The 26,590-nt window shown below is 72.3% G+C and carries 21 protein-coding genes and 1 pseudogene; 11 read left to right on the top strand and 11 right to left on the bottom strand.

What is annotated here, in order from left to right; genetic code table 11:
• Nucleotides 1–22 precede the first annotated feature (22 nt).
• Nucleotides 23–448, top strand: coding sequence for an arsenate reductase ArsC (locus tag HGB44_RS00335; RefSeq protein WP_061082797.1), 426 nt, complete (start codon nucleotides 23–25; stop codon nucleotides 446–448).
• A 143-nt stretch (nucleotides 449–591) separates the two neighbouring features.
• Here HGB44_RS00335 and HGB44_RS00330 read toward each other — a convergent pair whose 3' ends face one another.
• Nucleotides 592–2,025 (bottom strand): glycosyltransferase, encoded by a 1,434-nt coding sequence (locus HGB44_RS00330; protein ID WP_061082796.1) that lies wholly within the window; start codon nucleotides 2,023–2,025, stop codon nucleotides 592–594.
• Nucleotides 2,022–2,183 (bottom strand): hypothetical protein, encoded by a 162-nt coding sequence (locus HGB44_RS00325; RefSeq protein WP_168443867.1) that lies wholly within the window; start codon nucleotides 2,181–2,183, stop codon nucleotides 2,022–2,024. Before HGB44_RS00325 ends, HGB44_RS00330 begins: the two co-directional genes overlap by 4 nt.
• A gap of 469 nt (nucleotides 2,184–2,652) precedes the next feature.
• Between HGB44_RS00325 and HGB44_RS00320 the strand changes: the two genes are divergently transcribed.
• Nucleotides 2,653–3,807, top strand: coding sequence for an undecaprenyl-diphosphate phosphatase (locus tag HGB44_RS00320; RefSeq protein WP_061082795.1), 1,155 nt, complete (start codon nucleotides 2,653–2,655; stop codon nucleotides 3,805–3,807).
• A gap of 126 nt (nucleotides 3,808–3,933) precedes the next feature.
• On the opposite strand, the gene HGB44_RS00315 is transcribed toward HGB44_RS00320, so the two are convergent.
• Nucleotides 3,934–4,188: a hypothetical protein gene (locus HGB44_RS00315; RefSeq protein ID WP_061081066.1), complete on the bottom strand. Its 255-nt coding sequence runs from the start codon at nucleotides 4,186–4,188 to the stop codon at nucleotides 3,934–3,936.
• Nucleotides 4,189–4,694: 506 nt separating this feature from the next.
• On the opposite strand from HGB44_RS00315, the gene HGB44_RS00310 reads away from it, so the two are divergent.
• From HGB44_RS00310 to HGB44_RS00285, 6 genes are all read left to right on the top strand, one after another.
• Entirely contained in the window at nucleotides 4,695–5,132 is a 438-nt protein-coding gene (locus HGB44_RS00310; RefSeq protein ID WP_061081065.1) for a hypothetical protein, read from the top strand.
• A 475-nt stretch (nucleotides 5,133–5,607) separates the two neighbouring features.
• Nucleotides 5,608–6,411 carry an ABC transporter ATP-binding protein gene (locus HGB44_RS00305; protein ID WP_061081064.1) on the top strand — a complete coding sequence of 268 codons (804 nt, stop codon included), beginning with the start codon at nucleotides 5,608–5,610 and terminating at the stop codon, nucleotides 6,409–6,411.
• 14 nt (nucleotides 6,412–6,425) lie between these two features.
• Complete coding sequence (locus tag HGB44_RS00300) at nucleotides 6,426–7,271, top strand: ABC transporter permease (RefSeq protein WP_061081063.1); 846 nt, start codon at nucleotides 6,426–6,428, stop codon at nucleotides 7,269–7,271.
• Between the two features lie 9 nt (nucleotides 7,272–7,280).
• A complete protein-coding gene (locus HGB44_RS00295) occupies nucleotides 7,281–8,390 on the top strand; it encodes an ABC transporter substrate-binding protein (RefSeq protein ID WP_061081062.1) in 1,110 nt (369 codons plus the stop codon).
• Between the two features lie 143 nt (nucleotides 8,391–8,533).
• Nucleotides 8,534–9,628 carry an LLM class flavin-dependent oxidoreductase gene (locus HGB44_RS00290; protein WP_061081061.1) on the top strand — a complete coding sequence of 365 codons (1,095 nt, stop codon included), beginning with the start codon at nucleotides 8,534–8,536 and terminating at the stop codon, nucleotides 9,626–9,628.
• A 269-nt stretch (nucleotides 9,629–9,897) separates the two neighbouring features.
• Nucleotides 9,898–10,233 carry a DUF2795 domain-containing protein gene (locus HGB44_RS00285; RefSeq protein ID WP_061081060.1) on the top strand — a complete coding sequence of 112 codons (336 nt, stop codon included), beginning with the start codon at nucleotides 9,898–9,900 and terminating at the stop codon, nucleotides 10,231–10,233.
• Nucleotides 10,234–10,308: 75 nt separating this feature from the next.
• Here HGB44_RS00285 and HGB44_RS31685 read toward each other — a convergent pair.
• A pseudogene (locus HGB44_RS31685) lies at nucleotides 10,309–10,455 on the bottom strand (type II toxin-antitoxin system prevent-host-death family antitoxin); the annotation flags it as partial.
• A gap of 260 nt (nucleotides 10,456–10,715) precedes the next feature.
• On the opposite strand from HGB44_RS31685, the gene nhaA reads away from it, so the two are divergent.
• Nucleotides 10,716–11,984 (top strand): Na+/H+ antiporter NhaA, encoded by a 1,269-nt coding sequence (nhaA, locus tag HGB44_RS00275; RefSeq protein ID WP_061081059.1) that lies wholly within the window; start codon nucleotides 10,716–10,718, stop codon nucleotides 11,982–11,984.
• Between the two features lie 358 nt (nucleotides 11,985–12,342).
• Here the strand turns inward: nhaA and HGB44_RS00270 are convergent, their stop codons facing one another.
• The gene (locus HGB44_RS00270) at nucleotides 12,343–13,893 is read right to left on the bottom strand and encodes an SLC13 family permease (RefSeq protein ID WP_061081058.1); all 1,551 of its coding nucleotides are present in this window, start codon (nucleotides 13,891–13,893) and stop codon (nucleotides 12,343–12,345) included.
• A 245-nt stretch (nucleotides 13,894–14,138) separates the two neighbouring features.
• Here HGB44_RS00270 and HGB44_RS00265 point away from each other — a divergent pair, with 245 nt between their 5' ends.
• Nucleotides 14,139–15,083 carry a TAXI family TRAP transporter solute-binding subunit gene (locus tag HGB44_RS00265; protein WP_061081057.1) on the top strand — a complete coding sequence of 315 codons (945 nt, stop codon included), beginning with the start codon at nucleotides 14,139–14,141 and terminating at the stop codon, nucleotides 15,081–15,083.
• Nucleotides 15,084–15,086: 3 nt separating this feature from the next.
• Here HGB44_RS00265 and HGB44_RS00260 read toward each other — a convergent pair whose 3' ends face one another.
• Complete coding sequence (locus HGB44_RS00260) at nucleotides 15,087–16,472, bottom strand: sensor histidine kinase (protein WP_061081056.1); 1,386 nt, start codon at nucleotides 16,470–16,472, stop codon at nucleotides 15,087–15,089.
• Between the two features lie 4 nt (nucleotides 16,473–16,476).
• Entirely contained in the window at nucleotides 16,477–17,154 is a 678-nt protein-coding gene (locus HGB44_RS00255; protein WP_061081055.1) for a response regulator transcription factor, read from the bottom strand.
• Nucleotides 17,155–17,966: 812 nt separating this feature from the next.
• Between HGB44_RS00255 and HGB44_RS00250 the strand changes: the two genes are divergently transcribed.
• Nucleotides 17,967–18,164 carry a DUF397 domain-containing protein gene (locus tag HGB44_RS00250; RefSeq protein WP_061081054.1) on the top strand — a complete coding sequence of 66 codons (198 nt, stop codon included), beginning with the start codon at nucleotides 17,967–17,969 and terminating at the stop codon, nucleotides 18,162–18,164.
• A gap of 52 nt (nucleotides 18,165–18,216) precedes the next feature.
• Here HGB44_RS00250 and fxsT read toward each other — a convergent pair whose 3' ends face one another.
• From fxsT to HGB44_RS00230, 4 genes are read right to left on the bottom strand one after another with little or no spacing between them, the layout of a single operon-like run.
• Nucleotides 18,217–22,761, bottom strand: coding sequence for an FxSxx-COOH system tetratricopeptide repeat protein (gene fxsT / locus HGB44_RS00245; RefSeq protein ID WP_061081053.1), 4,545 nt, complete (start codon nucleotides 22,759–22,761; stop codon nucleotides 18,217–18,219).
• The gene (locus HGB44_RS00240) at nucleotides 22,758–23,936 is read right to left on the bottom strand and encodes an AAA family ATPase (RefSeq protein WP_061081052.1); all 1,179 of its coding nucleotides are present in this window, start codon (nucleotides 23,934–23,936) and stop codon (nucleotides 22,758–22,760) included. Before HGB44_RS00240 ends, fxsT begins: the two co-directional genes overlap by 4 nt.
• On the bottom strand, nucleotides 23,933–25,552 hold the full coding sequence (locus HGB44_RS00235) for a hypothetical protein (RefSeq protein ID WP_231972471.1): 1,620 nt from the start codon (nucleotides 25,550–25,552) through the stop codon (nucleotides 23,933–23,935). Before HGB44_RS00235 ends, HGB44_RS00240 begins: the two co-directional genes overlap by 4 nt.
• On the bottom strand, nucleotides 25,549–26,484 hold the full coding sequence (locus HGB44_RS00230) for a trypsin-like peptidase domain-containing protein (protein ID WP_061081051.1): 936 nt from the start codon (nucleotides 26,482–26,484) through the stop codon (nucleotides 25,549–25,551). The genes HGB44_RS00235 and HGB44_RS00230 overlap by 4 nt, the downstream gene beginning before the upstream one ends.
• Between the last annotated feature and the right edge of the window lie 106 nt (nucleotides 26,485–26,590).

The raw sequence follows: 26,590 nt of genomic DNA, 5'->3' as shown, positions 1-26,590 counted from the left end.
ACCGAAAGGAAACAGAAGGCGAATGACCGTGGCCAGTTCCGACAAGCCGTCCGTCCTGTTCGTGTGCGTCCACAACGCGGGCCGCTCCCAGATGGCCGCCGCCTGGCTGTCCCACCTGGCCGGGGACCGCGTGGAGGTCCGCTCCGCCGGGTCCGCGCCCGCCGACGCGCTCAACCCCGCCGTGGTCGAGGCCATGGCCGAGGTCGGCGTCGACATCACCGGCCAGCGGCCCAGGATCCTCACCGTCGAGGCCGTCGAGGCCTCCGACGTGTGCGTGACCATGGGCTGCGGCGACGCCTGCCCCGTCTTCCCCGGCAAGCGCTACCTGGACTGGGCCCTGCCCGACCCCGCCGGACAGGGCGTGGCGGCCGTCCGACCCATCCGCGACGAGATCAGGGAGCGCGTCGAGGAGCTGATCGGGGAGCTCTCCCCCGGCGCTCGGCCGTAGGGAGTGCCCGGGGCGCCCGCGCCCCGGGGTCCGCACGCGGCGGGGCCCGTCCGCGCGCGTGCACCGAACGGGCCCTCGACGACCCGGCTCCTCGGCTTGCCCGCCTTTTTCCGCCCCGGCCCCCGCAGGACCCGGGCCCGGTCTCACGCCGGTCGGCTTCGAAGGGCCACCTCGACGCCCTCCCTGGTCCCCCACCGGGCGATCCTGCGGCACGTCAGCATCGCGTAGAGGTACAGGGGCCGCAGGACGACCAGGCGCCACAGCGCGGCCAGCGGCGAGAGCAGGTACAGCAGGAGCAGGTAGCCCCCGGGCTCGTCGCTCCTGCGGACGGTGAACAGCCGCAGGGCCATGATGTAGTTGATCGCCAGGCCGATCTGGAACGCGGCGGCGGCGATGGTCCCCCACTGCTGGCGCAGGCCGTCGTCCAGCAGGATCAGCAGCGGAAGCGCGTAGGACAGGACCAGGTGGAGGTACTCGGTCACCGTCCCCCAGAACACCACGCCGCCCACCGGCATGTACCGCAGCCACCACAGGTGGCGCACCGTCGTCCCGCGCATCCAGCGCAGCTGCTGGCCGAAGTAGTGGCGCAGCCGTTCCGGGACGAGGGTGAAGACGATCGCGGACGGCTGGTGCACCGTGTCGCCCCGGAGCAGCGCGTAGAACGTGAGCATGGAGTCGTCGTTCATCTGCATGGGACGGCCCCAGAAGTGCTCGTTCTCGTACGCCCCCGCGCACGCGCGGACCGTCTCGGCCCGGTAGAAGGCCAGCGTGCCGGAGTTGATCGTCACCCGGCGCAGGACCGACTGGGCGCTGCGCAGGCCGCGGGTGAACGGCAGGTAGAGCACGCACGTGAGCCTGGTGAGCAGGCCCGCCGTCCTGTTGAGCACCAGGACGTGGCCCGCCACCGACTGCACCTCCGGCCGGGCGAAGGGCGCCAGCCCCTCCCGCACGGCGTGGCGGTCGAGCACCGAGTCGCTGTCGAGGGTGACGAAGACATCCGCGTCGTCCCCGGCCAGGACGTGCATTTGGGCGAACCGCTTGCCGCGGTTCTCGGTGCGGTCCCAGGTGGCCTCGACCCCCAGTTCGGCCGCCCGGGCGAGGAACCAGGCGCGGATCCCGTCGTAGTCCACGGGCCGCCCGGTGGACGCGTCCACGGACCCGTCGTCGACGACCCGCACGCGGTCCACCCGGCGGCTCTGCGCGAGGACAGAGCGCAGGCACGAGCGCAGGATCAGCGGGTCCTCGTTGTAGACGGGAACCTGGACGGTGACGGTCAGTGCGTCCAGCGCCTCGTGCTCCTCGGGCGTGGCCCGGATCGGCCGTTCCAGCCAGGCCAGGGGCGCCCACCACAGGAGCAGGAACGAGGCGAGCCACACCACGGCCAGGCTCGCCTCGGAGCCCCCGGCCACGCCGACCACGTGGAGCAGCCCCCAGACGGCGAACCCGCAGAGCGCGATCATGCCCAGGAACGCCGTCACGCCGGGTCTGGCGCACCTCGCGGTGGGCAGCGGCGGATCGTCCCGCGAGCCCCCGGCCCACGGATCCCGGTCGTTTCCGGTGGCGGAGGCAGGACTCATCGCTCCAGCGGCCCCCGGTCCCGGCGGAAGGAGACGCGGACGAGCAGCGCTCCGGCGACCACCAGGACGAACCCGGTGACGACCAGCCAGAGGTAACCGGTGGCGAGCCCGGTCACGGCGAGCGTCCCGCCGGAACTGGCGGCGTATCCGTAGGGCATTGCCTCTTCCTTACGGTCGTGTGAGGTGACGACACATGTCTCCCACGTATCGGCCCCGGATCCAAAAGGCAATCGGCCCCGAAGGGCAAAGACTTGACCATGTTCCCCGGCCCCGCCCGAAGAAATCGTCATGTCCGCCACCCGTGATTTCTCACGACGAAGAATCATTTACCGGATTGCTCCCCGGCCCGGCGGCGGTCCGGAGAACTCAGTGCACGATTCCCGTTCCGGTGTGCCCGGCCGCCGCGGCCGGACGGCCCCTGCGCCCCGCCCGCGCGTGCGCACCCGTCCGGCCGCGGAGGCGGGGCGGCGCCGTCCTTCGGCCCACGGCGATGCCACGCCGGCCCGGAGTACTCAGTAAGCTTCCTGGACCACCCCCTTTTCCCCGAGCGCGCCCCCGCCGTGCCCTGTCCACCGTCGCCGCGTCCCGCCGAGGGAGGCGACCGAAGCAGCTGGAGCAGACTCTGCCGTGTCCCTCTTCGAAGCAGTCATCCTTGGCCTCGTCCAGGGACTGACCGAGTTCCTCCCGATCTCCTCCAGCGGACACCTGCGCGTGGTGTCGGCCTTCTTCGGGTGGCCCGACCCCGGCGCCGCCTTCACGGCCGTCAGCCAGATCGGCACCGAGCTGGCCGTGGTGATCTACTTCCGCCAGCGGGTCTGGGCGATCCTGTCCACGTGGACCAGGTCGCTGGTCAACCGCGAACTGCGCAGCGACATCAACGCGCGCATGGGCTGGTACGTCATCCTCGGCTCCGTCCCCATCGTGGTCCTGGGGCTGCTCCTGGAGGAGCAGATCGACAGCGTCTTCCGCGACCTGCGCCTGATCGCGCTGAACCTCATCATCTTCGGCGTGATCCTCGGCATCGTGGACCGGTACTCGCGCAAGCACCGCACCCTGGAGGACCTCAACGTCTCCCGAGGCATGACCTTCGGGCTGTTCCAGGCGCTCGCCCTCGTACCGGGCGTCTCCCGGTCGGGCGGCACCGTCACCGGCGGCATGCTGCTCGGCTTCAAGCGCGCGGACGCGGCCGAGTACGCCTTCCTGCTGGCACTGCCCGCCGTCTTCGGTTCGGGCCTGTACAAGCTCACCGACATCGGTGAGAACGAGTACGCCGGGTGGGGCGCCACCATCGTGGGCACGCTCATCGCGGGTGTCGTCGGTTTCGTGGTGATCGCCTGGCTGATGCGCTTCATCTCCACGCACAGCTTCATGCCGTTCGTCTACTACCGCGTCGGCCTGGGCATCCTCATCCTGGCCCTGGTGAGCTGGGGCGCGCTCGACCCGCAGGGCGGCGCGGGCGCGCAGCCCGCCGAGAGCGAGATCGTGAGCGAGCAGGAGACGACGCGGGAGGAGCCCGCACCGGAGCCGGAGGCCGACACCGAGACCGGTCCCTCCTCCGAGACGTCCGCGGAGCCGTCCGGGGCGCCCTCCGAGGAGTCCGTCCCGACCGTCGACCCGGTCACCGGCTGGGAGATCGACCCCGAGGTGGGGCTGCCGCGCAACCCCGAGACCGGGCTCTACCACGACTCCGACCTGGGCATGGACGTGGACTACGACCCGGTCACCGGTCTGGCCACCAACCCGGTGACCGGTGAGACCTACGACCCCCAGGCGGCCGGTTAGGGGGCTCGGCCCCGCGCGGGTCCGCCGTCCGTGACACGGCGGACGTCCGTCGCCCAGGAGCACGGCGCGGGTCCGCCGCCCGCGATCACGGCAGGGGGCCGGCGGCCGTCCGCCGGTCCCCTGCCGTCACCCGCCGAGGCTCCGCACCGCGGTGTCCAGCCGCCGCGCGAGGGCCTCGGTCTCCTCCGGCCCCGGTCGCGCGCCGCCGCGCTCCGCCAGCAGGTCCGCGCGGCCGATCACGCGCAGCGCCCCCGCGTGGCTCGGGTCGTCGAGGTCGGCCTCCTCCACGACGTCGGCCCGTCCCTCGTGGACGACCAGCACCGGGTCGCCGTCCTCCGTACTCAGCAGCCGAGCCACGTGCTCGGCACGGACGATCTCCATCGCCGCCTCCTCGTGTTCCTCGTGCGACGCCTGCCATCCCCGCCTGCCCGGGGGGCGGCACAGGTGAACATGGCGGCTCCCCGCGACCCCGGATCCGCCGCCGGCGCGCCGTGAGAACCGCGCCCATTCCGCGGCGCCTATCATCACCGGGTGAACAACGACCGCCATCAGTCCACTGTGCGGACCTCCACACGGTGAACTGGAGTTGTCCTAACGGCGCTCTCGCGGGAAATTACCGGGCCATTTCTTCCCGACACCCGCTTCGACCAGGGGATACGTTCAGGTCCATGCTCCTCGGAGAGCGCGCGCGGACGCCGACCGCACCGGTAGGACCTACCGGAACGGGACTTCGGTCACGAGTTCGGCCCGGGAAGGGCCGATGTGAAGCACAACACGGAAGCTTCTCGCAAAATCGCAGGTCACAGAGCCCGCACCCTTCCCGGCCTGGGGTGCGCCGAGACAAGCGCGATGCCGCTGGGGCCCGTGTGCACTAAAGTTTCCTTGCTATGGGGCATTCAGCGAGAAGTCCGTCATCGGGGGACATAATCCGATCGGCCCGGGAGGGTAATCCCGAGCTCACCAGGGCACTCTCCGCGTACCTGGGGGTCGAGCTCGCCCCTCGGGAGTTCACCCTCGCGGACGGGACCCGGGTCGGGGTCGACTGCGCCGACGGCGGTCAGCCGACCGTCCTCGCCCAGTTCTCGCCCCTGCACGGGCCGATGAAGTCGGCCCAGCGCAACAAGGTCATCGCGGACGCCTTCAAGCTGGCCTGGCTGCGGGACCGCCACTTCCCGGACGCACGTCCGCTCGTGGTGCTGGGCGAGCCCCTCGCCAAGCTCTTCGGGCGCGGCGCGTGGCTGCCCGTGGCCTTCGCCTCACACCGGATCGCGGTCGCCCTGGTTGACGACCGTCTCAGGATTCGGGCACTCGATATCAGTATGTGATCAACGCTTCATAACGCGTTAATCAGCAATCCCTAACGTTCGACACGTCAAGATTCCCGCGGGCCGTCGCCATGCTTGCTTCCACCCGCTCTCCATCGAAGGTCCTCGGGCACCCATGCCCGGAGACAGCCATCTGGAGGGTGTCCCATGGGCTTTCCCCATGCGGTCGTCATCGCAAGCACTTCCGGCCCGCACACCGCCACGCCCCCCGGCGGCCCCGCGACGCGCTCCGCGGCGCTCCCGCCCCGCTCCGGCTCCGTGCTGCCCGGTCCCCTCCTCGGTCGATGACGCCACACCCCCGTGACCTGCGCGCCCGTTCCTGCACCTCCAGCACCCATTCACCGCCAGGACACGTTGTGCAATCATCCGACCACACATTCCGAGGAGAAGGTATGGCACGTCCAGCACGGCCGGAGACGGGCCGAGGGCCCGTGGCCCGGCGCACCGAACACGCGTACCGAAAGCGGGACGCCGCGTGAGCGACGACCGTATCGAAGTACGCGGACTCAGCAAGACCTACGAGGGCGGTGACCCGCACCGGCCCGCGCTCGACCTCATCGACCTGGACATCCCCCGCGGCGAGTTCGTCAGCCTGATCGGCCCCAGCGGTTGCGGCAAGTCCACCCTGCTGCGGGTGGTCGCCGGGCTGGAGGGCCACGACAGCGGCGACGTCACCGTCTTCGGCTCCACGCCCAAGCGCATGTGCGAGGCCAAGGCCGTGGGCCTGGTCCCGCAGACCCCCGCCCTGCTGCCGTGGCTGAACGTGCGGCGCAACGTCTCCCTGCCCTCCCGGGTCAACCGCCGGGCTGGCAGGGGCAGCGAGGACCCGGACCAGCTGCTGCGCATGGTCGGCCTGGACGACTCCGCCCGCAAGTACCCGCACGAGCTGTCCGGCGGCATGCAGCAGCGCGTGGCGATCGCCCGCGCCTTCGGCCTGCGGCCCGACCTGCTCCTGATGGACGAGCCCTTCTCCGCGCTGGACGAGTTCACTCGCGAGGCGCTCCAGCTCCAGCTCCTGAACCTGTGGGAGCGCATGTCCACGACGGTCGTGTTCGTCACCCACTCGGTGCGCGAGGCGGTCACGCTCTCCGACCGCGTCGTCGTGATGTCGGCCCGCCCCGGCCGGGTGCACGAGGTGCTGCCCGTCGACCTGCCCCGCCCCCGCGACAGGGACGTGGTGACCGGACCGCACATGCACGCCCTGGAGGACCGGGTCCGCGCGTCCCTGCAGTCCGCCTGGGAAGCCGGAGCCGCCCCCGACGACCTCGTTCCCCTGTGAGAGGAGGAGAGACCATGGCCACCAGCACACCCGCCCGTCCCCGCCCCGGAGGCGAGGCGTCCCCGAAGCGCGGTGCCGCGCGTCGGCGCCGGTTCGGCCTCAGGCTCAGCGTGTGGCTGCCCACCGCCGTGGCGGTGGTGATCGTCGGCTTCGCCTGGTCGGCGACCGCCGAGGACCAGCCCTACCTCCTGCCTCCGCTGGCGGAGGTCGGGGGGATCCTGGTCGAGGACCCGCTGCTGTTCGTGCACAACGCCTGGGCCACCCTCAGCATCGCCCTGACGGGCGTGGCCTTCGGCGCGGGCACCGCGTTCGTCCTGGCCCTGCTGATGTCGGAGATCCCGCTGCTGCGGCGCGCGGTCATGCCGCTCGCCGTCGTCCTGAACGTGACCCCGGTCATCGCGATCGCCCCCGCCCTGGTGGTGGCGTTCGGCTTCGGCATGACCCCCAAGGTCATCGTGACCGCGATCATCACGTTCTTCCCGGTGCTGATCAACGTGACCACGGGACTGCGGTCGGTCTCCCGGCCCGTCCTGCACGTCTTCTCCACCCTGCACGCCTCCCGTCTGGAGGTGCTGCTCCGGCTGCGTATCCCCAGCAGCCTCCCCTACACCCTCGCCGCTCTGCGGGTGGTGTTCCCCCTGTCCATCGTGGGCGCCGTGGTCGCGGAGTTCGTCGCCGCCGGGTCCTCAAGCGGGCTCGGCACGATGATCCGCAACTCGGCCGCGACCGCCCGGTTGGAGTACGTCTACGCGGCCGTCGCCTGTCTGGCCGTCATGGGCGTGCTGATGCTCGCACTCATCACCGTCCTCGAACGCAGACTGCTGTTCTGGCACGAGTCCCAGCAGCGCACCACCTCCTAAGGAACCCCCATGACCAATCCGCCCCACCGCCCCAGTCCCCGGCGCCGACGCTCCCTCGCGGCCGCAACCGCGGCATCGGTCCTCCTCCTCACCGCCGCGTGCAGCGGAGGGGAGGCCGCCGAGGAGGAGAACCAGGTCGCCACCGTCATCGACGAGGAGCGCTGCCAGACCAACCGCGATGTCGGGACGATCACCTACATCACCGGCTACCAGTACCAGGCCTCGGTCTCCATCCTGGAGGCCATCGCCGCGGACGCCCTCGGCTACTTCGAGGCCGTCTGCCTGGACGTGGAGATCCAGCCCGGCAGCGGCGACACCATCGGCAACTCCCAGCTGGTGTCGGCCGGCACCGCCCACTTCACCTCCCTGGGCAACGAGGCCGAGGTGCTCCAGGCCAACGACGCCGGACACGAGGTCATCGGCGTCTCCACCTACGGGCACGTCCCGATCGCCAGCCTGCTGACCGGCACCGGCATCGAGGAGCTCAAGGACCTGGAGGGCACCACCCTCGGCCACAAGGGCATGCTCCCCGCGCCGCTGGAGGCCATGCTCGTCGCCGACGGCGTGGACATGGACTCCATCGACATCGTCGAGGTCGGTTACGACCCCAGCGTGCTGCCGCGCGACCAGGTGCAGGCGCTCACCGCGTTCCGCTCCAACGAGCCCTTCCTCCTGACCGACATGGGCGAGGAGTACAACGAGTGGCTCCCCGAGAACTACGGGGTCGTGGGCTCGTTCGGCGTGATGGCCACCAACCCCGTGTGGGCGGAGGAGAACCCGACGGTCGTCGAGGACTACCTGCGCGCGATCGCCAAGGCCTTCGAGTACTGCCAGGGCAACGGTGAGGAGTGCGTCGGCTACGCCGCCGAACTGGCCGAGGCCGGATACGACACCGAGCACAACCTGCGGATCTGGAACTCCGAGCAGGAGCTGGTGACCGCCTCCACGCCCGACGACTCCACCCCCGGCTACATCGACCTGAGCATGACCGAGGCCGAGGGCCAGACGCTCATCGACAACGGCCAGCTGGACGAGCTGCCCGATGTGGAGCCCCTCTTCGACCCCCGTTACCTGGAGGCCGTGCACGTGGCCACCGAGGTGTCCTGGCCGTCCGAGTAGGGCCTGTCACGGCACACAAGCAGGAACCGCGCGGCCCGGGGCCGCGCACCGGGCGCGTAGAGCGCCTGGGCGCGGCGCACGAGCCGCGCGGCGTACGGGCGACCGCGGTACGCGGCGCCCGAGAGTGGAATGAGGAGCCAAGGATGGCAGCAGAAGGCGGGCTTCCGGCCGCCGAAACCGAGTACGGCATCTTCCTGCCCATCGGCAACGGGGGGTGGATCGTCTCGGAGACCGCACCGCACCCCGAGGCGACGTACGAGTACAACAAGAAGGCCGCGGTCCTCGCCGACGCCTACGGACTCGACTTCGTCATGTCCATGGGCAAGTGGCGCGGCTACGACGGCGCGACCGACCACTGGGGCCGCACCCTGGAGTCGATGACGATGATGTCGGGGCTCGCGGAGGCCACCGAGCACGTCAAGGTGTGGGCGACCGTCCACACGAACCTGTTCCACCCGGCCCTCGCCGCCAAGATGTACACCACCCTCCAGGACATCAGCGGCGGACGCGCCGGGATGAACATCGTGGTGGGCTCCTACGTGGACGAGTTCGCCCAGATGGGCCTGTGGCGGGAGGACATCGGCCACGGTGACCGCTACCGGTACACCGAGGAGTGGACCAGCGTCCTCAAGCGGCTGTGGACCGAGGACTCGGTCACCCACGACGGCGAGTTCTTCAAGCTCGACGACTGCCGCTCGCGGCCGCACCCCGCTCCGGCGCCGACCCTGATCAGCGCGGGCCGCTCCGACACCGGCCTGAACTTCCAGGCGCGGCACTGCGACGGCTCGTTCCTGACCGCGGAGGACCTGCCCGGCCTGCGCGGCGCCAGCCTCGACGTCAAGGAGCGCGCCCGGAAGGAGGGGCGCAGCATCAAGACGTACTCGATGCTCACCGTCGTCATGGACGAGACCGACGCCGCGGCCGAGGAGCGGCGGCTGGAGTACGGGCGCGGCGCGGACATCGACGCGCTGGTCAACATGAAGCGGTCCTGGGGCCTGCCCCTGGACAAGGCCCTGTCGCTGACCTCCGAGCGGCCCGAGGACGAGGCGTTCCAGACGCCGTTCGTGACCGGGTCCCCGGAGACGGTGGCCGGACGCATCCGCGAGATCGTGGAGTACGCCGAGCTCGACGGTCTGATGCTGATCTTCCCGGACTACCACGCCGACCTCGCGGCGTTCGGTGAGAAGGTCATGCCGCTGCTGCGCCCCGGTGGGGGAACGGCCGCGGAGCAGGGCTGAGACCCTCCGCCGCGGACGTCTCCGGCCGCCCGCGGCGGTTGATGTGGGGTCGCTGCGGTGCGAAGTCCCCGCTCGGGGTTTCGCGCCGTGGTGGCCTGGGCCGCGGCGCCCCGCCGGGCGCCGCGCGGGGCTGCGGCCCCGCTCCCCTCCGACGGTTGGGCTCCCCTCCGACCGGGTAGGCGACCCCAGTGTCCTCGCAGGTCAGGTAGTCCGCCCCTGGTGACCGGGGCGGAGCTGCCCGGCCCTCGCACGAGTCGGAGGGACTGACGATGAGCGTCAAGCGTGGCATCGAAGGGCTACAGGACGTCCTGGGGGAGGTGGACTTCCCCGCGGACAAGGACCGGATCGTGACGCACGCCCTGGACGCGGGCGCCGACGAGGAACTGCTCAGCGCCCTGCGGGCCATGCCGCCCGCCCAGTACAACGAGGCCGACGAGGTACTGCGCTCGGTGCCCCTGCCCCGCTCCGAGACGGACTCGCACACCGAGTCCGCCCGCGCGCAGCTGCGCAGGGAACACGGCAAGCCCGGCATGGCCGAGTCGATGAAGGAGAGCCGCCCGGTCAACCCCATCGAGGAGGAGCTGGGCGAGAACCGCAAGTCCTGAGCCCCGCGCCGTGGTCCCGGTGCCCTGACGGGCCCGGGACCGTGTCATGCGCGGGACCTCCTGCTCCCCGCGCCGCTGGCAACGCCGCAGCAGGTCGGTGGGGACCACCGCCGCGGCCTCTCTTCCCCGTCTGGTGATGGCCGTGGGCGAATTCTCACGGTCCGCGCGGTCGACGACCCCGGAGATGCGGTCGCGCACCTGGCGAATGGTCTCCGCCCGCATTCCGCTCATGGGACCAGTGGTACACATGGTCCAGCCCGACCGGGAAGGGCTGACGGGCTCCCTTCCCGGACGTACGACACGAGGTGGTGGCCGGCACCGCCCCCTCACCGGCACCCTCCTCCCCGGAACGGACACCATGCCCCTGGACTGGACATTCGTCCCATCTTCCGCGAGCATGGGCGAGGCGCGCGCCCGCGTCTAGGTGTGCCGGGAAGACTGGTCGGCGAGTCCCTGTCAGCCATACGCCCGGAAAGTTGCACATGAGCATTGACCCGATTCTGCGCTCCGAACGCCCCGGCCCGCTCTCACGGCTGGCCGACACCCTGCGCAGCGACAGTGTCGGCGGCTTCCTGCTGATCGGCGCCGCGGTCCTCGCTCTCGTCTGGATCAACTCGCCCTTCGGCGAGGCCTACGAGAACCTGCGGGCGATCACCTTCGGGCCCGAGTCCCTGCACCTGAACCTGTCCCTGGAGACCTGGGCCGCCGACGGCCTCCTGGCGGTCTTCTTCTTCGTCGTCGGCAACGAGCTCAAGCAGGAGTTCGTCCACGGGGAGCTGCGCAACCCCCGGCGGGCCATGCTGCCGATCGTCGCGGCGATCTGCGGCATGATCGTGCCCGCCGTGATCTACGCCGCGATCAACCTCACCTCGCCCGACACCGTCCACGGGTGGGGCATCCCGATGGCGACCGACATCGCCTTCGCCCTCGCGATCCTCGCGGTGATCGGCCGCGGGCTGCCGCCCGCGCTGCGGACCTTCCTGCTGACGCTGGCGATCGTGGACGACCTCGGCGCGATCATCGTCATCGCGGTCTTCTACACCGCGGACATCAACTTCCTCCCCATGGCGGTGGCCGCCGCGGGCCTGGCGGTCTTCTGGTACCTCCAGCGCGGCAAGGGGCTGGCCGCCAAGCTCAACGCGTCCGTGGTGCCCAACTGGCTGGTCTACGTGCCCCTGGCCGTGGTGATCTGGGTCCTGGTCCACGAGAGCGGCGTGCACGCGACCATCGCCGGCGTGGCGATGGGTCTGCTGATGCGCACCAACAAGCTGCCCGGTGAGCGCCACGACCCGAGCCACGGCGTGGAGCAGCTGCTGCGCCCCTGGTCCGCGGGTCTGGCCCTGCCGATCTTCGCCTTCTTCTCCGCGGGCGTGGTCTTCGACGGCTTCGGCGAGGTCCTCACCGACACGGCGGCGCTGGGCATCATCGCGGGCCTCATCCTCGGCAAGGTGATCGGTATCGCGGGCGGCTCGTGGCTGACCACCAAGGTCACCAAGGCTGAGCTCAACCCCAGTCTGAAGTGGATCGACATCGTCGGCATGTCGCAGCTGGCCGGTATCGGGTTCACCGTGTCGCTGCTGATCAGCGAGCTGACGTTCGCCGACGACCCCGGGCACCTGGCGCATGCCAAGACCGGCGTGCTGGTGGCCTCCGCCATCGCGACCCTGCTGGCCGCGGTGATCCTGGGCGCGCGGGCGAGGCACTACCGGAAGCTGGACCGCCAGAGCACGGCGGGCAAGAACTCCGAGTAGGAGCACGGCGGCGGCCCGTCTCCCCCGAGCGGGGAGGCGGGCCGCCGCCGTGCGACGCGGGCACCGTGCGACGCGGGCACCGTGTGACGCGGGGCGCGGCCTCACTGGAGGGTCCGACTCCCTGCGGCGGAAGGCCACAGGACGTCCCGGCGGGTGAACGACCACCGGAGGTCCTGTCCCGGCCCCCGGGGTGAGCCGCCGCCCGGTCCCCCGCCCCCAGCCCCCGCAGGCGGGCCCCGCCCCCGAGAGCGCCCCTCCGCCAGCCGGCGCCCCACGCCCTCCGCGGCTGCGGGAGGCGGTCAGGACAGCAGAAACGGGCGGCCCCCTGAGCACAGGGGGCCGCCCGCGTCGCGTACTCCTACAGGCTGACGCCCAGGAACCAGCTGACCAGGGTGTACATCGTGGCCAGGATCAGGAGCAGCGCGATGAGGTTGAGCCACACACCGCCGCGCATCATCTGGCCGATCCGCACGTGGCCGGAACCGAAGACGATCGCGTTCGGCGGTGTGGCCACCGGGAGCATGAAGGCCATCGTCGCGGCCAGGGCCACCGGGATCACCAGGGACAGGATGTCGATCTGCATGCCCACCGCGACGCCGCCGAGGATGGGCAGGAAGGTGGCCGCGGTGGCGGTGTTGCTGGTGAGCTCCGTCAGGAAGAGGACCAGCCCGGCCGCGACCAGGATCAGCACCCAGGTGGGCACGCCCGCCAGGACGGCGACCTGGCTGCCGATCCAGGTGCTCAGGCCGGACGCGGTGAACTGCGCCGAGATGGCCAGACCGCCGCCGAAGAGGAGCAGGACGCCCCACGGCAGCTGCACGGCGGTCTCCCAGTCCAGCAGGCGGGTCCCGCGCTTGACCGGGATCAGGAACAGCAGGACCGCCACGGTCATCGCGATACCGGCGTCGCTGACGCTGGACAGCCACGGCAGGAAGTTGTCGGCCAGGACCGGGACGAAGATCCAGGAGAGCGCCGCGAAGGCGAAGACCGCCAGCACGAGCTTCTCGGCGCGCGCCATCGGACCCATCTCGGCGAGCTCGGAGCGGATGAGGTCCTGGGCGCCCTCCACCTTCTTGACCTGCGGCGGGAAGACCTTGATCAGCACGAACCAGGCGATGAGCATGAACACCGCGGCCAGCGGCAGGCCGACCAGCATCCACTCGCCGAAGCCGATGTGGATGTCGTGGGCCTCGGCGAGGTAGCCGACCATCAGCACGTTGGGCGGTGTGCCGATGATGGTGGCCACCGAGCCGATGGAGGACGAGTACGCGATGCCGAGCATGAGCGCGGTGGCGAAGTTCGCGTCGGTCCTGCCGTCGCGGAACTGGGTGATCAGCGCGACCACCGAGAGGCCGACGGGCAGCATCATCACGGCGGTGGCGGTGTTGGACACCCACATCGTGATGAACCCGGTGGCGATCATGAAGCCGCCGATCAGCCCCGCGGTGTTGGAGCCGACCTTGGAGACGATGACCAGGGCGATGCGCTTGTGCAGGTTCCACTTCTGCATCGCCAGGGCGAGCATGAAGCCGCCCATGAACAGGAAGATGGTGTCCGACCCGTAGGACGAGGCGACGTCCCCGACGGGGGTGCCCTCCATCAGGACGGGGAAGAGCACCAGCGGCAGCAGCGAGGCGATCGGGATCGGGATCGCCTCGGTGGCCCACCAGATGGCGATGAACGCGGTCACCGCGGCCACCGCGCGGCCGTTGGCCGACAGGACCGTCTCGCCGTCCTCGCCGTCGGCGAGGGGCATCGGCATGTCCGGCATGAGGAAGTAGACCAGCAGCCCGACCAGCGGGCCCGCGATCAACCCGATGACGCGCGAGGGCGAACTGCCTCTGGCGGTTCTGCCGTCCTGGGTGGGGGATGCGGTGTCGGGCGCGTCGACACCCTTCTCGGACGCCATGGGTTCCTCCTGTTGTGGGCCACCGGGGAGTGACACTGGTCTTACCGTCGGGTTTCTCCCCGATTACCCCGAATTGATACAGCGATGGTGTGGGTCTCTCTCGCGCGTGCTCAAAGTCTCAACGAAGATTTGAGAATCCTCTGACATTTCGGAACCGTGAGTGGGCCCACGGGGGCACACAGTGAGCATCCGCGAGGTGTGACCGGCGGGCCTGGACCGCCGCTCTCCTGGCCTAAGCTGCGGGTATGCATGGACCGAACCGGCGCACCGCCCTGAGGGGGGCCGCGGGCGCGCTCGCCGCGGTCGCGCTGGGCGGTTGCGCGTGGCGCGATCCCTCTCCCGCCCCGGAGTCGCTCGTCGTGGCCACGGGCCCGGCCGGGGCCGTCTACCGGGAGATCGGCGCGGAGATCGCGGCCCTGCTGGACGCCCGGCTCCCCGGCACCCGGGTGGGGACCGTCGAGACCGGCGCCTCGCACGACAACCTGCTGCTCATCGACGCGGGCGAGGCCCACCTGGGCCTGACCAGCCTCGACGCGGTCCTGGGCGACGAGGTGGCCGACGCCGGCCCCTTCCGCGCGATCGGTCGCCTCTACGACAGCTTCCTGCACCTGGCGGTCCTGGACGCCTCCCCCGTGCGCTCCCTGTCCGACCTGGAGGGCCGCCGCGTCTCGGTGGGCGCGGTCAACTCCGGCACCGAGTTCACCGTGGCGCGGATCATCGAGGAGACCGGGCTGGCGATGGAGGACGTGCGCCTGGACCAGGCGGCCTCCGCCGACGCCCTGGGACGCGGGGAGATCGACGCGATGTTCTCCCTGACGGGGCTGCCCACGCCCGCGGTCGCCGACCTGGCCCGCGAGCACGCGACGCGACTGGTCGACCTCGGGGACGTCGCGTCGGCCATGGCCGAGGCCCACCCCGAGAGGTACTTCCCCGCCACCGTCCCGGCGACCACCTACGAGGGCGTGCCCGCCTGCCCCACCATGTCCATCCCGAACCTGCTGCTGTGCGCGGCCGACCTGCCGGACGACCTGGCCCACGTCGTCGCCGACACCGTCTACACCGGCGCCGCGCGGATCGCCGAATCCCGCCCCGAGGCGGCGCAGATCAACGTGCGCACCGGCATCTCGACCGGCGTGGTCCCCCTCCACCCCGGGGCCGCGCGCTGGTACCGGGACAACAAGCCCTCGTGAGGCTCATTCCGCGGGCGGCAGCGTGATGGTCACGCCGAAGCCGGGCCGCTCGCCGGGCAGGCCCTCGCCCAGCGCCAGCGTCCCTCCGGCCTCGCGGACCAGGTCGGAGACGATCGCCAGCCCCATACCGGTCCCCTCGGTGTTCTGCTGGCGGGACGAGCGCCAGAAGCGGTCCAGGGCGGCGCCGCGCTCCTCCTCCGGGAGCCCCTCCCCGTCGTCGAGCACGCTGATCCGCGCGGGGTCGCCCGCGGAGCCCCGCACCTGTACCCGGGTCCCCCCGGACAGGCGCAGGGCGTTGCTCACCAGTTCGTCGAGGATGCTGCCCAGCCCCCCGGCCGGGGCGTACACCCGCAGCCCGGCGGGGACGTCCACGGTCACGGTGATCCCCCGGGCGTCTCCCAGGGCGCGCCAGCGCTCCACCCGGGTCTGCAGCAGCTCGGGGACGTCCACGGCCTCGGTGCCCGTGACGCTCTCCAGGCGCGTCGCGGCCAGCAGGGAGTTGAGCATCCGGTGCATGACCGTGGTCTCGTCCACGGCCACGGCGTGCGCCTCCCGGGCCTCCTCCGAACTCAGGTAGGGAGCGAGGTTCTCCACCGCCAGGCGCAGGCTCGCCAGGGGGTTGCGCAGCTGGTGGGAGGCGTCGGAGACGAAGGAGCGCTGGCGTTCCAGGGCCCTGCGCACCACGTCGACCATCGTGTTGAAGGACTCGGTGAGGCGGCGCAGCTCCGGAGGGCCCTGCTCGGCGTCCACCCGCACGTCCAGGTCCCCCGAGGCGACGGCGGTGGTCGCGGCGTCGAGCCGGCCGATGGGGCGCAGGACCCAGCGCGACAGCGGCAGCGAGGCCGCCACCAGGAGCGCCAGGGGCACCAGGCTGAGCAGGGCGAGCCATCCCCAGGAACCGAGGATGTCGGCGCCGAGCTGGTCGGTGGGGGCGGCGACGATGACCGCACCGGTCACCTCGCTGTCGCGTCCGATGGGCTCGGCGACCACGAGGGGGTCGGGCTCCCAGGGCCAGACGGTGGTCGGAGGGGCGGGGCGCTCCCCGGCCAGGGCGATGGTGAGGGTCTCCGGTGAGCCCAGTTCCGCGAGCACGTCGCGCTGGTGCGCCGCGCTGCCCGACCCGGCGATGATCCCGCCGTCGGTGGCGACCACGACCACCGGGATGCCGTAGAGCGCCTCGTAGCGGCCCATCTCCTGGAGGAGCGCCTCCGGGCGGTCGGCCTCCAGGGCGGTGCGGGCCAGGGCGGCGAAGCGTCCCGCGTCCCCCAGGCGGTCGACGTAGACCTCCTGGGTGAGCTGCTGGGCGATGACCGTCCCCAGGGGGATGACCGCCGAGGCGACCAGGACGAACGCGGCGGGGAGCAGGATGGTGAGCAGTCTGCGGAGCACGGGTTCAGAACCGGTCGAGGAGGTAGCCGACACCGCGCACGGTGCGGATCTGCACGGCGTGGCCGAGCTTGGCCCGCAGCGAGCCGATGTGGGTGTCCAGGGTCCTGGAGGAGGTCTCCCAGGCCGTGCCCCAGACCTGGTCGAGGATCTGGTCGCGGGCGACCACCGACGGGGAACGGGAGGCCAGGAGGGCGAGCAGGTCGAACTCCTTGCGGGTCAGCTGGAGCTCCGCGCCGCCGACGCTGGCCGCGCGGGAGCCCGGGTCGACGGTGAGCTCGCCGATCCTGAGCGCGGGCTCCTCCTCCTCGGCCTCGGCCCGCGCGGCGCGGGTGCGGCGCAGGACCGCGTCGATGCGGGCGAGGAGTTCGGCGACGCCGAAGGGCTTGACCACGTAGTCGTCGGCGCCGGCCCGCAGGCCGCGCACCCGGTCGCGCTCCTCGCCGCGGGCCGTGACGGCGATGATGGCGGTCTGCGGGCGGTCCCGGAGCTTGCGGAGCAGGTCGATGCCGTCGGCGTCGGGAAGGCCGAGGTCGAGGAGGACGACGTCGGCGGGCGGGGCGCTCAGGGCCCGTTCGGCGGTGGCGACCCTCTGGACGTCGAAGGACGCCGCCCGCAGGGCGGTCACCAGTCCACGGGCGACCCGGTCGTCGTCCTCGACCACGAGAATGCGCATGTCCAGCATGTTAGGCAGTGTTCGCCCCGGTCACGGCACTCCGCCGGAACGCGCCCCGGCACCGGGCACCGTTCATCCCTCCCCTGCGGGGGGCGTTCGCCGCCCGTCGGCGGCGCGGGGATCCGGGCGGCCCGGGGTCCGGCCACCATTCCCGCGGCCATAACACCTCGGTCGAAATGGCGTCCGCACCGGGGCACCCGCTTCCCCTGGAGCGCACACGGCGAACGCAAATCGGGCCGCCCCGGGCGCAACACCCGGACCCCGAGCCGCAACGGGAACGAAAAGGGATCGGGGTCACGGGCCAACCGCGGACACCCTTTTCCCGCACGCGCTTTTCCCGGACCGGGGAGTCACGGTAATCGCCCCCTCGCCCCACGGCCCCTCCCCGGCGGGCGCGCCCAACGGCGCTTCCCGGGAGGAGACCGCCCCCGCGCACCGAACGGCACCGACCCCGCATCCCTTGCGGGCACAGGCTTTGCGCGCGCCGGACCGAGAGGGGACCGCGCTGGCGCCTCCCCCGCCGGGCACAGCACGGGTCCGGCGCGCCCCAACCGAAGCGGAACCGCTTCCCGGCGTATCATTCGCTTCTTTTTACGGACTATCCGGAGAACGGCCGCGCCCGGACAACATGAATACCACTCCAGTGGGCATGTACAAGTCGGCCCCTGTCACCAACCGAATACATAACTGAACCGGAGTCGGACCCGATCGCACTTTCAGAACTGCTCGGGAAACAGGAGCGACCAATGGTGGAACTGAGAGAATCGAGGCCGCCGCGTGCGTAGCGACAACCAGCGGGGACAGAGCGGACGGGAGTGCCCGTGAGAGGGCTGGGACACGAACCCGGTCGGTGGCGGAAGTCGAGCTACAGCGGTGGCGGCAACGGCGACTGCGTCGAGGCCGTCCTGGACCCGCCGAGGAAGGTCGGCCTACGCGACTCCGCGCACCCCGCCCACGCGGCGCTCGCCCTGCCCGCGCACCAGTGGGTCGCGCTGCTCCGGCTCGCCGGGCACCGCTGAACGGCGCGAACGGCGCGAACGGTCCGGGGAGTGCGCCCCGGACCGCGACCGGTCACATCTGGGCGAGGTAGATGTCGGCGTCCCCGCGCACGGTCCTGCGGAGACTGAGCGTGGCGGGGTGGTCCGACCCCATCACCTCGCGGTAGCCGTCCTCCACGGCGACGAACCCGGCGTCGACGTCCTCGCCCTGGGCCCTGCGGTCCACGAGCAGGTTGCGGCGGGCCAGCAGGGTCAGCGGATGCGCGGCCCCCAGCGCCTCCTCGCAGCCGCGCAGCGCCTCCTCGTCCCGTTCCCGGGCGCCGGCCGCGTCGCCCATGAGGAAGTGGTCGTTGGCCAGGTTCACCAGGCAGGCCAGGGTGCTGGGGTGATGGGTGCCGAGCCGGTCCAGGAACAGCTCCAGCGAGCGCTCGTCCAACTGGCGGGCCTCGGCAGCCCTGCCCAGGCGGCGCAGGATGATCGCCCGGTTGACGTCGGCCGCGCCCACGTAGGGGTGGCGTTCGCCCAGGAGCTTGACGTAGCGCTCCCCGGTGGTCTGGGCCAGCTCCAGCGCCTCGTCGTGCTGGTTGACCGCGCTCAGGGACATCGAGTGCACCAGAGCGGCGTACATGGTCTCGTTGTCGTCCACGCCGTGCTTGACCCGGAATCGCTGCCAGGCGCGCTCCGACAGGACGAGCGCCTCCCGGTGGTGGCCGACGCGCCGGCGCATGACGGCCAGCGTCCGCTGGTTGCGCAGGACGCGGTTGTCGTCCTCCCCGATCAGGCCGATGGCCCGCTCGACCTGGTGGGCCTGGATCTCCTCGGCCTCCCGGTAGCGGCCCTTCTCCATCAGCGCCTCGGCGTAGCCGTTGTTGGTGCCGAGGGTGCGCGGGTGGTCCGGGCCGAAGACGGCCTCCAGCCGTGCCAGCGTGTCGCGGTACTGGTCGGTGGCGGCTTCCGGGTCACCGCTGAGCAGGAGGTTGAAGGCGCGGAAGTGGGCGGTGACCAGGGTGTGCGGGTCGTCCTCTCCGAAGAGGCGCACCCGGCGGTGGTAGGCGTCGGCCGCCGCCGTCAGCGAGTCGCGGAACCGGCCCAGGAAGCGCAGGGTGCGGATGTGCTCGATCTCCGCCTCCAGGGTCTCGGGGTCCTCGGGGTTCTGTGTCTCGCGCAGGGTGCCCAGGGTGGACTCGCACAGCGCGAGCGCCTGCTCCAGGTAGCCCTGCCCGCGCATCGCCGTGGAGATCTGGATCGCCATGCCCAGGGTGGAGGGGTGGTTCTCGCCCAGTTGCAGGCGCCACCACTCGTGGGCGGTCTCGCCCAGGCGGCGGGCGTCGTCGAACTCCTGGCGCAGCGTCGCGACCCGGCACGTCTGCACCACCAGGTTGCGCGCCCAGGGGTCGGTGCAGTTCCACAGCTCGGAGGCCCACACGTGCGGCAGCAGTTCGGTGTAGCGCTGCGAGGCGTCCACGTCCACCACCTGGAGGTCGTTGCGGCCCAGCAGCTGGTGGGCGCAGTGGCGCATCTCCTCGCGCTCCTCGTCGCTCATCGGCGCCTGTACGGCGCGCTGCACCAGCCGGTGCAGGGAGACGGTGTTGCGCTGGTGGTCGATGTGGGCGAGGCTGTTGCGCCCGATGTCGCGGATCGCCATGCCGAGCCTGGCCGGGTCCTCCAGGGCTCCGCGCAGCTCCGCGGGGCCCTCGATGCCCCGGGCGAAGTTGAACAGCGTCCGGGGGATGGGTGCCGTCGCCATGAAGGAGCAGAGCTGGAGCAGCTGGAGCGCCGCCGGGTTGGTGGTGGCCAGCCGGTCCAGGGACACGTTCCAGGCGGCGGCGACGGCCACCGGGTAGGCGCTGTCCACCGGGCGCAGGAGGTCGAGCATCTCCTGGCTCTTCTCCGCGAACTGGCGCAGGTACTCCTCGGTGGCCATCCCGCTCTCGTGCAGCCACACGGCGGCCTGGTTGAGGGCCAGCGGCAGGTCGCCCAGCTCGTGCGCCAGCTGGTCGGCCTCCTCGTCGGACAGCGACGCGGGTCCGCGCCGTTTCAGCAGCTCGATGCTCTCGGCCCGGTCGAACTCGCGGACGGAGAGGTAGGCGTCGCCGCCCCGCACCGTCCAGCTGGAGTCCCGAGAAGTGATGATCACGTGGCCCTCGCCCCCGACAGGAAGATACTGATCCAGTTCGGACCGGGCCTGCGCGTTGTCGAAGACGAGGAGCCAGCGCGGGTATTCCACACCCTGGCGCAGCGCCTCCAGGACGTTCTCCAGGACGTGTCCGCTGCCCGCGCCCGCGCTGTCCAGCCTGAGCCTGGACGCGAGGACGGAGAAGCTCTCCCGCAGCTGGTTGCTGTGGGCCGCGGGGATCCAGCAGATGAGGTCGTAGTCGGACGCGTACCGGTACAGGTACTCCTTGGCGAGCTCGGTCTTGCCGACCCCCGACATCCCGTTCAGGGCGGTGATGACCTGGCGCCTTCCCTTGAGGAGCTGTCCCCGCAGCGCGGAGAGGAGTTCCTCGCGCCCGGTGAAGGCGCTGTTGCGGCGCGGAACCTGGACCCAGACCGCGTTGAGCGGTCGGCCACTCGTGGACGATCGGGACGTACGACCGCTGGACTGGTCGCCAGATTCTTGCATAATATCCTCATTTGACAGTTTTGTGGCCATATGAGTTTCTTTCCCCGACCGTTCAGAAAAGGGTGTTCTGTTCCGCGCCTTCCAGCCGTTGTTCCCGCCCACACGCGCAGATCCGGAAACCTTCGGTAATACTAGACCAGCGGGCGACGGCGTACCCGCCTCCTGCGTTTCCTGCGCACCGCGGGTCGCACCCGTCCCGGAGATGTCGGCGTATTCCCTGATCGGTTCGGCGTAACGCCGGGTGAGGGCCGCGCTCTCCACCGCGGGGAGCATGGAATTGGCCCAGTGGTGGGACACCCGCGTCCTTTTCGGGAGGTCGTCGTGCCTGCCCCGCAGCATGAGGCGCAGGGCGTCGAACCAGGGGTCCACCCACCGCAGGCGCTCCGCCGCCAGGCCGAGCACCCGGCGGATGTCGGAGACCCGGCCGCCCAGTGACAGCAGGGCCCGCCGGACCCCCGGGCGGAAGTCCCACCCGACCGGCCCGTCCTCCTCCCGGCCGCCGGCCCCGCGCACCAGCCCGCTGAAGAAGACCTCCGTCAGCTCCGAGGGCGTGGCGCGGCCGAGCACGTCCTCGCAGACCGCCTCCACCAGGCGCGGGTCCAGCGGCACGGCGGCCAGGGCCACCGCCAGGTCGAACGCCTCGGGACTGGCCAGCTGCCGGAAGCGCCGCGCCTCCCGTTCGGCGTCGAACCCGGGATCCCACGCGTCCGGCGCCTCGGCGGGGGCGGGGTCCTCCCCCGCGGGGAACCGCGCGGTGTGCGCCCACAGGCGCCCGCGGCCCCGTCCCATCGCGAAGACCGCCCAGTCCCGGATCGTTCGGGGGTCCAGCGGCAGCACGGGCACGAGCGCCCCCTGCGCGCGCCCCTCCTCCTCCGGATCGGTCAGCGTGCGCTCCCGCGCGTACCGCGTGTTCGCGGCACAGGGGCCGGCGGCCCCGGGCGCGCCCAGCTCCATGGGGGCGGTGGCGATGCCGCCGCGCCGCCACAGGCGGGGCTGGAGCAGGTGGAGGATCGCGACCGCGCCGCGGCCCGCGGCCGCGGCGACCCAGTCCTGGAACCCGCGGTCGCGCCAGGCGCCGCCGAGCCCGTCGGTGAGGAACAGGACCACGTGCGCGCGGCCCCCGCCGAGGCGGCCGGGGCGTCCGTGCCCGTCGCGCAGCCTGGGGCTGCCGGTGCGCCCGGAGTCGAAGTACAGGGAGGCGACCTCGCGGAAGATCCCGCCGGAGCGCGCGAGCCGGACGAACTCGGCGGCCAGGCCGCGCTGGAAGGCCATGGTGACGCCGTCGTCGACGAGGAGGGTGAGGTCCGCCACCCGCTCACGACGCGCTCGCGGCCGCGGCACCACCGGGACGCCGACGTCCTCGCGCTCGTCCTCGGGCCAGTGGAGGCTGTCCAGGAGAGCGCGCGCGTAGTTGCGCGCGGTGCCCTCCGGGTCGATGCCGTCCGGCCGCCCCCGGGGCTCGGTGAGGTGGAAGGGCCCCAGCGCCGCGACCAGCTCCTGGCGCCGGTGCAGGACCGGCTGGACGAACCCGTGGGGCTCCGTCGGCGGCCTGCCGTCTCCCGGGTCCCGGCGCTCCCGCGGAGGTGTCCGCTCCCGGCCGGGTGGCGGGTCCGGGGGCCGCTCACGCGGGTCGTGCCCGGTGGCGGGGCCGCTGCCGGCGGCCGCGGCCCCGCCGTCGGGGAGCCCCGGGGGCCGGGCGGTACCGGTGTCCGTGCCGGGCGGCGGGCAGGGTTCCGCGCTCCCCGGCGCGTCCGCGCGGAGCCCGGCCTCCCCCGGGGGCGTGCCGGAGGCGGAGGCCTCCCCGGGCGGCCGCCCGTCGGCGGGCGGCGCGGGGAAGACCGGCCGTTCGCGGCGCGCGGCCTCGGCACGCGCCTGGAGAGCCGCCAGGTGGAGCGCGTCCGCCCACTCCGTGGGGGTGAGGCCCCCCGGGGAACCGCCCGACCGGTCGCCGGAGCCCCGGGGGCGGTCGTCCCCCGGCTGGTGCGCGGGGCTCATCCCGGGGTTTCCGTGAGGCGGTGCCAGAGCAGGTCGCAGAGGTGGCGGACCTGTTCGGGACCGGGCTCGCCCTGTCCCATGGCGCCGACCAGGTGCACGGCGTTGAGCAGCTGGTCCACGGCGAGTCCGTGGCCCTCGGCGCTCCTGCGCAGGAACTCGGTGACCAGGGTCCGCGTACCGGTGGGCGGGTCGCCGTCGAAGTGCCCGGCCACGGCGGCCACCAGCTCGTCCTCGTCCGGCAGCCCCATCCGCACCGGGATGCAGCGGCGCAGGAAGGCGGGCGGCAGGTCCCGGTCGTCGTTGCAGGTCACCACCGTGACGGGGAAGGCCGAGCACAGGACCTCGCCGCGTTCGACCACCGCCGTGCGGCCGGGGTCGTCGGTGGCCACCGGGATCGCCCCGGCCACGTTGGCGAGCCTGCCCAGTTCGGGGACGGTGTAGCCGCCGTTCTCGAACAGGTCGAGCAGGTCGCCGGGCAGGTCGAAGTCGCCCAGGTCGAAGTCGTCGACCAGGAGCACCCGGGGCAGCCGGGTGGGCAGGAAGGCGGTGCCCAGGGGCCCCAGGGTGAGGTAGCGGCCGATCGACTCGGCGCTGCTGCGCAGGTGGGCGTCGGCCTCGGTGCCGCCGGCGCTCGCGTAGCGGCGGTCCCGGGCGCCCCGGGCCCGGTTGCGGGCGTTCTCCAGGTTGAGGTCGTGGATCTGGGTGAGGGGGTCGTAGGCGTACAGGCCGTCGCGCACGGTGCTGCGGCTGGTGACGGCCCAGCGCAGGACGCGGCCCAGGCCCAGCTCACGGGAGATCTGGTGGGCGAGGCTGGACTTGCCGACCCCGGGCGGGCCCACCAGCAGCAGCGGTCGGCGCAGGCAGATGGCCGCGTTGACCTTGTCCAGCAGCTGGCGGCGGTGCGGTCCCAGGGGAACGGGGAAGTTCCAGGGACGGACGGGACCCAGGTGGCGCTCGCTCTCGGCGGCGGGCTCGGCGGCCCGCGGCCCCGGGTCGTAGAGCGGGGGGTCCGCGCCGCTTCCGGTGGGGTCCTGCCCGCCGCCGTAGGCGCGCCACCGGGGAGGCGGGGGGAGCTGGGCGGCGAGGTCCAGGTGCGGGCGGGGCTGACCTGTGCCGTGGAAGACCCACCACTCCGGCGCGGAGCTGGTCGGTCCGGGTTCGGCTGGTGTGGTCATGGCAGGCCCTTCGAGCCGCGCCCAAGGGGGGCTGTCGGATGCTGTGGGGGGGTCATCGGTCTGGGAGCGGGCAGAACCGGAAGGGTGTCGTGGTAGAAGACGGCGACCTCGAAGCTTTCTTCGATGTACCCGGTATCGTCCGGGGAAACGCATCCGGAACGCGATTGGTGGAGCGCCTTGGGAAGCTCCCGTATTCTTTCAGGTGACACTGCCACCTCCCGCCCCACCTTTCCCAGATTGAGCCACGGACTTGCCCCCGGACCATTATCGGCGGAACGCCAAACCACGACCGGAACTCCGATCATGAGCGCCGACCAGACCGACATGTGGCATTCGTCTAGATGTGAGGGAACGGAGAGGACGACGATCCTGTCGTCCTGGAGCCGTTCGGCCAGGGGCTCGCGGTAGGTCCGCCCGCCCCTGCGCCTCCTCTTCCCGGCCTCGTGCGCGGTGTCCAGGTGCAGCACCTCGCACGCGCTCGCGAGCCCCTCCCACCGGCGGGCGCAGGTCCGCCGGGCCTGCGCGGTGTCGCCGCGCGCGGAGTCCACCAGTTCCTCCGCCCGGTAGACCACCTGGGCCCGGGAGCCGAGCCTGCGGTCACCCTCCCCGGCCTCCTGCCAGCGCTCGGCCTCCAGGCGGCGGAGCAGGTCCAGCCGTCCGACCAGCTCGACCCGCACGCCCTCGTGGTACCCCGTGCGGTGGTCCACCTCCAACAGGGTGAGCAGGCCCCCGACGTGGGCGCCGATGCGTTCGGCCTCCATGTGGGGGGTGTGTCCGTGGCCGCAGAAGTCCGGGGCCCTGCCCCGCCTCTCGCTGAGCACCGTCCAGTACTCGACGTCGTAGCGGTCCCTGCTCTCGCCCTGGGTGACGTGCACGACGAGCCGGGCGGGCGCGCGCGGCCCCGGCGGGGCGGCCGCGCCCTCCCGCCGCCCGCCGCCCCAGAGCAGGAGCAGGTCGGCGCAGTCGCGCAGCGGGACGGCGCAGGGCAACAGGGCGCAGAACACCCGCAGCGGGAGTTCGGCGCCCTCGGGCACGGTCATCTCGGCCAGGTCCACGAGCCGGTCCCAGGCCGTGTGCGGCGGCGCCTCGGCCGGGGCGAGCCGGTCGGTCCGGGCTGCCTCGAAGGCCTCCGCGACCAGTTCCGGGGGGTGTTCCCCCAGTTCCCGGCGGACGAGGCCGACGTCGGCGTCGGTGGTCCCCTCGGGCAGGAGGCGGCACAGCTGCTCCCACTCCTCGGCGTGGACCAGCGGCTCCGCGGCCCGGGCCGCCGCCAGCGAGCTGCGGCCGTGCTCCTCCAGGTAGAGGATCCAGCGCACGAGGCAGCCCAGGCGCACCTGCTCCCGGCAGAGGTGGACCAGGTGGCGGGCGAACTCGACCGCCGAGCCCTCCAGCCGCAGGTTTCGGCGGACCCGGGTCGGCAGCTGGTAGGCCAGCTGCTCGCGGGCGTCCGGGAGGAGGACGCACCTGAGCGCGCACAGGGCGTCGACCAGTTCCTCCACCCCGCCGTCGGCCGGGACCGGCCGTCCGGCGTCCTCCGGGAGGAACCGGCCGCCGTCCGGTGGCGGTCGTCCCCCGGTCGGGGCCTGGTCCCCAGCCGTGGCCGTCGTCTCGCTCACCCGGGCGGACTCCCCAGGAGCGGGGCCGCGGCCTCGCGGACCCGGAGCATCCCCGCTCCCCCGTCCTCCCTCGCGTCGAGGAGGGCGAGCACCTCGTCGAGGAGTCCGTACTCACCGTGGGCGAGGGAGACCAGCTGAGTGGCGAAGGAGAGCAGGTCCTGGTCGGCGCGGAGCCTGCGGCGCAGCCGGGGGTCGAGCGCGACGTACAGGTCCAGGCGCAGGTCGGGCAGGAGCAGCGTGCGCAGGTCGGTCATCGCCTGGGCGGTACGCGTGAGCGCCTCCCGCCCGCCGTTCGCCGCCGCGTCCGCGGCGGTCCGCTCGGTCGGCCACACCCGGGGGATCGCCTCCATCGGAATCATCCAGCCCGCCCTGCCGCTGCCGGTCGCCTCGCAGAGCAGGCCGAGGAGGGCGTTCCCCCTCTCCTCTCGGACACCGCTGCCGCTGAAGCCCGGCAGGACGGTGAACCCCGCCCGGGAGTCGACGTCGATCTGGACGTAGCCGAATCGGCTGCCCCCGGTTCCGGTGGTCCGCCCGGTCACCCAGAGTCCGTTCTCGGCGCGGGGGAAGCCGAGGACGCGGACCCGGTCGCCGACGCGGTAGCGCCCGGGGGCGGCGGGAGGGGCCGGTGCGGGCCGGTCCAGGCGCAGCACCGCCGCGTCCCAGGGCGCGGAGCCCTCCCACCACCAGCCGTCCGCGGCGACCGTGGCGGCGGCCTCCCAGCCCGGGAGGCCGCGCGGGGCGTCCAGGCGTACGGCGCTGCCGGGCCCGGCGGGGGCGCCGGACCCGGCGACGGCCTCACTGACGACGTGCGCGCAGGTGATCGCGTATCCGGGTGCGACCAGTACCGCGGCTCCGTGCAGGGCCGTGCCGCCGCGGTCGGTGACGCGCAACTGCCAGTCGGGGGCGAGGGGGCGGGGGGCCAGGTGGGACACGGCGCTCCCGTTCGGCGGGCGGGGCACACGGGGCGGGCCCGAGCACGGTCCCGCTCAGTGTTTCGGGTGCACCGAATTCTACCTGTCGTTCATGAAGATCCGTTGT

Source organism: Nocardiopsis alborubida (genome assembly GCF_012396365.1).
In the GTDB taxonomy this organism is placed as follows: Bacteria; Actinomycetota; Actinomycetes; order Streptosporangiales; family Streptosporangiaceae; genus Nocardiopsis; species Nocardiopsis alborubida.
Note: the sequence above shows the minus strand (reverse complement) of the source record. Positions and strands in the feature narration are given on the sequence as shown.